This window comes from Paenibacillus popilliae ATCC 14706 (assembly GCF_000315235.1).
In the GTDB taxonomy this organism is placed as follows: Bacteria; Bacillota; Bacilli; order Paenibacillales; family Paenibacillaceae; genus Paenibacillus_B; species Paenibacillus_B popilliae.
The window spans coordinates 1-523 of sequence record NZ_BALG01000169.1 but is presented as its reverse complement, the minus strand read 5'-3'; the positions used below and the strand labels follow the sequence as shown (position 1 = coordinate 523).

The 523-nt window shown below is 47.4% G+C and carries 1 pseudogene; it reads right to left on the bottom strand.

Annotation, left to right across the window (positions count from 1 at the left end):
• Positions 1-508: pseudogene (locus PPOP_RS24260) on the bottom strand (transposase); the annotation flags it as partial.
• Between the last annotated feature and the right edge of the window lie 15 nt (positions 509-523).

Below are 523 nucleotides of genomic sequence, written 5' to 3'. Positions count from 1 at the left end.
CCAATTCGGCGTCTGGACACAACTATCCCGCGTTCATGGAGCTTGACTTTGATTTTTCGAGTGCCATAGGCTTTTCGATTCTTGTGGAAGATGTCCACAATGGCTTCGGTAGCGTCATCTTCCTTGGCTGGTTCTTTGGCTTCATAGTAGAACGTACTTCTGGCGATTTGCAGGACGCCGCACATTGCTGATACCGAGTATTTATCACGGTTGTTCTGGATGATAGCTACTTTCGTCCCATGATCAGCGCGGCTTGCTTTAAAATATCGTTCTCCATTTTGAGGCGCTGGTTCTCTTTGCGTAAGGCGATCAGTTCATTCTCTTCGGGGGAGCGATTGTCCTTTTCGGAGAAAGAGCCTGTGGTTTGGGCTTGTTTCATCCAGCGATCCAAAGCCGATGCGGTGAGGTCATATTCCTTCACAATGTCTGCTCGGGTTTTTCCGTTTTCATAAAGTTGCACCAGTTGCTTTTTAAACTCTGCTGTGAAAGTACGTCGTTGTTTTGGCATTGTAGACGATCCGCT